The sequence below is a fragment of the Streptomyces sp. PKU-EA00015 genome, from assembly GCF_013387495.1.
Classification (GTDB): domain Bacteria; phylum Actinomycetota; class Actinomycetes; order Streptomycetales; family Streptomycetaceae; genus Streptomyces.
Genome location: NZ_JABZEE010000050.1, coordinates 117,366 through 124,434, shown reverse-complemented (window position 1 = coordinate 124,434; position 7,069 = coordinate 117,366). Strand labels below are relative to the sequence as shown.

Below are 7,069 nucleotides of genomic sequence, written 5' to 3'. Positions count from 1 at the left end.
GGCGGCGTTGTCGCGGGTCAGCGGCTCATGGATGCGACCGGTTCCGGGAAGGTTCTCGCTCATGGGGGGTCTCCTGCATAAGGGGCGGTCACCCGCCCGAAGAGTTTAGTCAGCTTTAATGACAGTCAAGAACAGTGACTAATGACAGCCTATTCCTGCCTCGGGGAGATGGACAAGATCACGCCGGTCCTCCTGGAGCTTCCCCCAGCAGTGCCCGGTCCCGCTCCTCGAGGGAGCGGTCGCTGCCCTGTCGCCGACGTCCCGGTGACAGGCCCCAGCGCGCACGGCCCGTACGCCGCCGAGCCCAGAGCCGGCTCCCACACGGAGCCGGCAGTACGGGTGCCTCCGCCGCGCCCGCTGGGAGGTCGGATACTCCGGCTGATCCCTATTCCCGCCCACTCATTGGAATTCCAATGACAGGCATTGGGTTCCTCATTGGATACCTATCGCACCGCGACCTACTGTCGAGGACATCGCCGCTCTGACGGTCTGCACGCAAAGTGTCAGCGCCCGCAGAGTGTCAGCGGACGCAGCACCTCGGAGCGCGCGATACGCAACCCACCCCTCCGGGCCCGGTCAGCCGGGCCCGTACCCTCGGAGAAACACCATGTCGAAGATCCTTTTCGTGATGACCGGCGTCGACTACTGGACGCTGGCCGACGGCACCAAGCACCCGACCGGTTTCTGGGCCGAGGAGGCCGTCGCCCCGTACGAGGCGTTCAGGGCCGCCGGCCACGAGATCGTCGTAGCCACCCCGGGCGGCGTCGCCCCCACGGTGGACAAGGCCAGCCTCGCCGCCGAGGTCAACGGCGGCCAGGAGAACGCCGACAAGATCGCGAGCGCGCTCGCCGCGATGACCGAGCTGCAGAACCCGATCGAGCTCGAGGACGTGAACCTCGACGACTACGCCGCGGTCTTCTACCCCGGCGGTCACGGCCCGATGGAGGACCTCGCCGTCGATGCCACCTCCGGCAAGCTGCTGACCGACACCCTGGAAGCGGGCAAGCCGCTGGGCGTGGTCTGCCACGCCCCGGCCGCTCTGCTCGCGGCCGTGAAGACTGATGGGTCCAACGCGTTCGCGGGCTACCAGGTGACCGCGTTCACCAACTCCGAGGAAGCACAGGCCGGCTTCGCCGACAAGGCGAAGTGGCTGCTGGAGACCCGCCTGACGGAGGCGGGCGTGCAGGTGCAGGCGGGCGAGCCGTGGGCGCCGAACGTGGTCGTCGACCGCAACCTGGTCACCGGCCAGAACCCGGCCTCCTCCGCCCCCGTCGCCGCGGAACTGCTCGCGAAGCTGGCCTGAGCCATGGGCTCTGACCGGCTGGGCGAGGTCCTGGACGCCACCTACGACTGTCTGACCCGGTACGGCGTGCGGCGCACCACCATGGACGACATCGCCACCACCATGGGCGTCTCCCGGTCAGCGGTCTACCAGTACGTCCGCGGCAAGGACGATGCCTTCCGGCAGCTCGCCCACCGCCTGCACACCCAGGCACTGGAGCGCGCCGGGCAGGCGGCGGCCGCCGAGGACGTCCCGTACGCCGAGCGCGTCCGGGGCGTCCTCGCCGCCAAGCTCGACCTGGTCCTCCAGCTCGCCGGGGACTCCCCGCACACCGCCGAACTCCTGGACGAAGAGGCCCGGCTGTTCGGCGGGATCTGCACCACCTTCACGGCGGATCTGCGCCGCCTGCTGATCGGCCTGTTCGCCGAGGCCGGCACCGTGGGCGGTGTCGAGCCCGGCGAGGCGGCCGATATCGCGATCGCCCTGGTGATCGGGCTGGAGTCGGTGGGCGACGGCAGGCTGCTGCTGGGGCCCGCGACCGACGCGCTCCTGTCCGGCCTGCTGGGCGCCCCGGCCGCGACCCACTGACCGCGCTCGCCCCGCGCGTTCGTTCCCGGTCACCGTCCCGGATTCCCCGGCACCACCACCGCAGTACCGCCTCGGCCCCGCCGAACACCTCTTCTCGAAAGACACCCTCATGCCGTCCAAGCACCGTGCCCCGACCGCGCCCGCCGGCGCTGGATACGGACTCGTATACATCCTCGGTCTCGCGGCCACTGTCGTGGCCATGATGCAGACCCTGGTGGTGCCCATCGTGGCCGTCATCCGCGACGAGTTGTCCCTGACCGCCTCCGCCGCCGGCTGGCTGACCACCGCCACGCTGCTGTCCGCAGCCGTCTTCACCCCGCTGCTCGGACGGCTCGGGGACATGCGCGGCAAGCGCCCCGTTCTCATCGGCATCCTGCTGGTCACCGTGGCCGGCTCCGTCCTCGGAGCCACCACCAGCTCCCTGCCCCTGCTGCTGACCGCCCGGGCGATGCAGGGCGCCTCCACCGCGATCTTCCCGCTGGCCCTGTCCGTGCTGCGCGATGAACTGGAGCCCCGCCGTCTGTCCGGCGCCATGGGCCTGGTCAGCGGCACCCTCGCGGTCGGCGCCGGACTCGCCCTGGTCGGCGCGGGTCTGCTCACCCAGGGCACCGATCCCGACTACCACCGCGTCTTCTGGATGGCCGCCGCCCTGTCCGTGATCGCTCTCGTGGGCGTCATCGCCGCCGTCCCGCCCTCCCGCGAGACCACTGGCGGACGCACCGACTGGGCCGGCGCGGCCACCCTGGCGGCCAGCCTCGTCCTGTTCCTGCTGCCCGTCTCCCAGGGCAACAGCTGGGGCTGGGGCTCCCCGCGCACCCTGATCCTGTTCGCCGCCGCGGCCGTCCTGGCCACGGTCTGGGTGGTCGTCGAGCGGCACGTCAGCGAGCCCCTGGTGGACATGACCATGTTCGTGTTCCGGCCGGTGCTGTTCACCAACATCGCCGGTGTGCTGCTCGGCTTCGGCATGTTCACCCAGTTCATCGGCATCGCCTTCCTGGTCCGGACCCCCAGGGAACTGGCGGGCTACGGCTTCTCCGCCTCCGTGCTGGGCGCCGCGACCACTTACCTGCTGCCCAGCACCCTCGCCTCACTGATCGCCGCGCAGCTGGGCGACACCCTGGTGCGCCGCATCGGCGCCCGCGTCACCCTTGCTGCCGGCGCCGCCTCGGGCGTTGCCGGCTTCGTCTGGCTTGCCCTCGCCCACGACAGCACCGCATCCGTCGTCATCGCGGGCATTCTCACCGGCATCGCCGTCAGCTTCGGCTTCGCCACCCTTCCCGCGTTCATTGCCGCGGGCGTGCCCGCCCACCAGAGCGGCATCGCCAACGGCATCAACTCCATCGCCCGCTCGGTCGGCAGCTCCGCGGGCTCGGCCGTCATCACCATCCTGCTGGCCGCCAACACCCTGCCCCATCTCCCGCCCGGCACACCTGCGTTGCCAGCCGAGACGCAGTACAGCGTCGTCTTCACCCTCGGCGCCCTGGCCTTCGCTCTCCTCGCCCTGGTCGCCCTCACCGGCCTCAACTTCAACGGCGCGGCACCCAGCCGCATCGTGCGGCACCAGGCCAACAGCCTCCCGGCTCCGTCGGTGCCGCCCCGGCCAGCTCCACTGAACACCGTCGCCAACTGACCTCGACGGTCAGGACATCCCCTCGCCGAACAGGCCCGTCCCGGCCTTCGGTTCAGCCCGTCCAGCTCACCAGGAAAGGAACGCTCGACGCCGTGTGACACGGCCCGCACAGCACCCCGCCCTTTCCACCCACCCCGACTCAAGGAGACTCCCCATGAAAATCGGCATCATCGGCGCCGGCAACATCGGCGGCAACCTCACCCGGCGGCTGACGGCCCTCGGCCACGACGTGTCCGTCGCCAACTCCCGCGGCCCGCACACCTTGACCGCGCTGGCCGATGAGACCGGCGCCACCCCGGTAGCCGTGACCGAAGCGGCCCGAGGCGCCGAGGTCGTTGTGGTCACCATCCCGCTCAAGAACATCCCCGGCCTTCCGCCCGGCCTGTTCGACGGGGCCGCCGACGGCTTCGCCGTGATCGACACCGGCAACTACTACCCCAAGGAGCGCGACGGGAGGATCGCCGCCATCGAGGACGAGGGGCTCACCGAGAGCCGCTGGACGCAGCAGCACCTCGGTCACCCGGTGATCAAGGCGTTCAACGGCACCTACGCCCAGGACATCCTCGACAAGCCACGCCCGAAGGACGACCCCGAGCGGATGGCGCTGCCGGTCGCGGGCGACGACGAGGCCGCCAAGAACATCGTCCGCGGTCTCATCGACGAGCTCGGCTTCGAGACCGTGGACGCCGGCGGCATCGACGACTCCTGGCGACAGCAGCCCGGCACCCCCGTCTACGGCCTGCGCGGCGGCGTCGCCGAGGTGACGGAGGCGCTGGCCGAGGCGTCCCCCGAGCGCCCGGCCGCGTTCCGGGCGCAAAGCTCCGGGACGCCGCCACAGCTCGCCTTGCCATAGGGGGCGGATAGGATTCCTTCGTGAGACATAAGGATCCCGATGGCCCGATCGGGGCACGGCAGTCCGCTGCCGTACCCCCACCGGACCTGAACCTGTTGCGCACCTTCCTGGCTGTGTACCGCTCCGGTTCCTTCACCGCCGCCGCAGGACTGCTGGGCCTGTCCCAGCCCACGGTGACCACCCAGATCCGCGCCCTGGAACGGCAGACGGGCCGCGAGCTGTTCCAGCGCCTGCCGCGCGGCGTCGCCCCGACACCTGTCGCCCACGATCTCGCGGCCGGCGTGGCCGCGCCCCTCGACGCGCTCGCCGCCGTCGCCGGGCCCGACACCGCACCGGACAAGCCGGCCGACCCCGTCCATCTGGCAGGGCCTGCCGAGCTGTTGTGCACCCGGGTCCTGCCGACACTCGCCCCGCTGGCCGCCGACGGTGTACGGCTGCGCGTGACCATGGGCCTGACCGACCCGCTCCTGGAGGAGTTGCGCGCCGGACGCTATGACCTGGTGATCGCCACCGTCCGGCCGCGCGGGAGGGCGCTGGCCGCCGTGCCGCTGATGGACGAGGAGTTCGTCCTGGTCGCCGCGCCCGCCTGGGCCGGCCGCCTGAAGGAACGGCTGGCCGCCGACGGCCCGGCCGCGCTGCACGCCGTCCCCCTGGTCACCTACGCCGAGGACCTGCCCATCGCCCGCCGCTACTGGCGCCACGTCTTCGGCACGCGGCTGTCCTGCCCCGCCGCCGTCACCGTCCCCGACCTGCGCGGCGTACTCGCCGCGGTCACCGCGGGAGCCGGCTTCACCGTCCTGCCCCGCTTCCTGTGCCAGGACGAACTCGCCTCAGGCGCCCTGGTGCCCCTGCACGAACCGGACGACCCGCCCATCAACACCGGCTATCTCGTCCAGCGCCCCGGCAGGCCCGCCAACCCGGATGTCAACCGGGTCCGCGACCTCCTCCTCGATGCGGGCCGCACCTGGTGACCCCCTCGGACATGGAACCCGCCCGCAGCGGATTCCCTTTCCCACGCACATGGGCTCTGCTGGGCGGAGCCCATGTGGCCTCGGCTGGCGGTTCACTTCCGCGGTCCGAGGGCACCGCGCCCGGATGATCTCGCCGTAAAGGGGATGGGCGAGCCGAACCACACCAGACGATCCGACCGGACGGGCAGGGTAAGGGCGCCGGTGGCCCCGCCGCCGGTGCAGTTCCGGCAAGCCCCTTACTGGTTTGCGTCTCACGGGGCGCCGGCCTGTCATGCCGTCGCCCGTGAGCTTCACTTACCGTGCGAATGACACGTCGTAATAGGTGTCAGTCGGTGCCCCCGATGCGGTGTAGCAGCGCACCTGGATGCCAGTGCTTGGTGTCCAGTAGTCCACCTTGCAGTGCGCGGAGCTGGTGCCGTAGGCCGTCACCTGCACGTCGCCGTAGCCCAGGGGCATGCCGGGGACCCAGACACGGTAGACGCCGACACCCGTGCGCGTGATCCGGTTCGTGTACCCAGCGGAGTTGTACTGGTACGCCAGCGCCGGCGTGTACGAGCCCGCGGTCGGCTGGTTCGCCCAGGCGTACGCTGCGGGCGTGGTGCGCAGAATGCCGGTGCCGCGGGCGTAGGTCAGCGTGAACCGGGCGTCGCGCAGGGCGCCGCGGAGGGTGAAACAGCGGACGTTGACAAGCTGAGCGGTTCCGGAGGGGTACCAGTTGACGACCTTGCAGCGTGCCAGCACATCGCCGTACGCGGTCACCTGCACGTGTCCGGCCGCTGAGCCGATGACCGGTAGCCGCACCGTGTACTGGCCCACGCCGCCCCGGGTGATGGTGTTGGTCGCTCCGGCCGAGTTGAACTGGTAAGTCGTCGACGGCGTGTACGAGCCGGTGCTCGGCTGGTTGGCCCACACGTACCCGAACCTGCCGCCGAGGTAGGACGTGTTCACGAAACTAGCCGTGAATCGGGCGTTGGCACGGTAGCCGGACGGGGTGAAACACCGCACGTGCACGTCGAGCCGGTCGCCGACGGGGGTCCAGTAGGCGACGTTGCAGGAGTGGGATGTCGCCCCGTAGGCGGTGACGTGCACGGTGCCGCCCAGCAGGCCCAGCCTGGGCATGCGTACCGTGTACTGGCCGGTGCCCGTCCGTACGACCGTGTTCACGGCGCCGGTTGAGTTCCTGCTGTAGTAACCGGAAGGCGTGTAGGGCGTGTTGAGCGGAGCGGACGCCTGGTTCGCCCAGACGTAGGCGAATCCACGGCTCGGGGCCGCGTGTGCGGTGAACGGCGCGAGAGCGATCAGGCCGGCGGCGAGCGCGACCGTCATCAGAGCTCGTAGGATTCGAGCCGGCCACCCCGTGAGACTTCCACGGCTTTTCGGGTGCATCTCTTTCCTTCTCTCTGCCTGGATCGGCAATGGGATGATGCTGGGGTAGGAAGGTCGCCAGTGAAGGAACCTTGCGGCTCGTCGTTTCTGCTTGATTTCCGGGCACACCGAGGCGCATTGTGCTGATAGAAATCGCGTCATCGGAACACCGGGCCGTAGGCACAGTGGTGCGCAGCAGCTTCAGCCGGAAAAGGCGGAGGCCGACATCCGTTCCATGACGAGGGTCGGCCACCACTCACCGAGGAACTGCCAGCTCTCTGCGGCAGGCGATGGATGTCCCCGTGATGATGGAAGTGCTGAACAGCACGGAACCAGCACGGCTCGGAACAACGGCTGCATCGCGGCGCCACTGGCGACGC

At 70.2% G+C, this 7,069-nt stretch carries 6 protein-coding genes; 5 read left to right on the top strand and 1 reads right to left on the bottom strand.

Going from position 1 to position 7,069, the window contains the following annotated elements; all coding sequences use genetic code 11:
* Positions 1–607: 607 nt before the first annotated feature.
* From HW130_RS27900 to HW130_RS27880, 5 genes are all read left to right on the top strand, one after another.
* A complete protein-coding gene (locus HW130_RS27900) occupies positions 608–1,303 on the top strand; it encodes a type 1 glutamine amidotransferase domain-containing protein (RefSeq protein WP_177152500.1) in 696 nt (231 codons plus the stop codon).
* 3 nt (positions 1,304–1,306) lie between these two features.
* Positions 1,307–1,870 (top strand): TetR/AcrR family transcriptional regulator, encoded by a 564-nt coding sequence (locus tag HW130_RS27895; RefSeq protein ID WP_177152499.1) that lies wholly within the window; start codon positions 1,307–1,309, stop codon positions 1,868–1,870.
* Positions 1,871–1,979: 109 nt separating this feature from the next.
* The gene (locus HW130_RS27890) at positions 1,980–3,500 is read left to right on the top strand and encodes an MFS transporter (RefSeq protein ID WP_177152498.1); all 1,521 of its coding nucleotides are present in this window, start codon (positions 1,980–1,982) and stop codon (positions 3,498–3,500) included.
* 154 nt (positions 3,501–3,654) lie between these two features.
* Complete coding sequence (locus tag HW130_RS27885; protein ID WP_177152497.1) at positions 3,655–4,353, top strand: NAD(P)-binding domain-containing protein; 699 nt, start codon at positions 3,655–3,657, stop codon at positions 4,351–4,353.
* A 20-nt stretch (positions 4,354–4,373) separates the two neighbouring features.
* Positions 4,374–5,324 (top strand): LysR family transcriptional regulator, encoded by a 951-nt coding sequence (locus HW130_RS27880; RefSeq protein ID WP_177152496.1) that lies wholly within the window; start codon positions 4,374–4,376, stop codon positions 5,322–5,324.
* Between the two features lie 294 nt (positions 5,325–5,618).
* Here HW130_RS27880 and HW130_RS27875 read toward each other — a convergent pair whose 3' ends face one another.
* A complete protein-coding gene (locus HW130_RS27875; RefSeq protein ID WP_177152495.1) occupies positions 5,619–6,650 on the bottom strand; it encodes a hypothetical protein in 1,032 nt (343 codons plus the stop codon).
* Positions 6,651–7,069 lie beyond the last annotated feature (419 nt).

Excerpts from the sequence above, each read along its gene's own strand:
- HW130_RS27875 (WP_177152495.1), bottom strand. The coding sequence starts at position 6,650 with ATGACGGTCGCGCTCGCCGCCGGCCTGATCGCTCTCGCGCCGTTCACC.
- HW130_RS27900 (WP_177152500.1), top strand. The coding sequence starts at position 608 with ATGTCGAAGATCCTTTTCGTGATGACCGGCGTCGACTACTGGACGCTG.
- HW130_RS27890 (WP_177152498.1), top strand. The coding sequence starts at position 1,980 with ATGCCGTCCAAGCACCGTGCCCCGACCGCGCCCGCCGGCGCTGGATAC.
- HW130_RS27885 (WP_177152497.1), top strand. The coding sequence starts at position 3,655 with ATGAAAATCGGCATCATCGGCGCCGGCAACATCGGCGGCAACCTCACC.
- HW130_RS27895 (WP_177152499.1), top strand. The coding sequence starts at position 1,307 with ATGGGCTCTGACCGGCTGGGCGAGGTCCTGGACGCCACCTACGACTGT.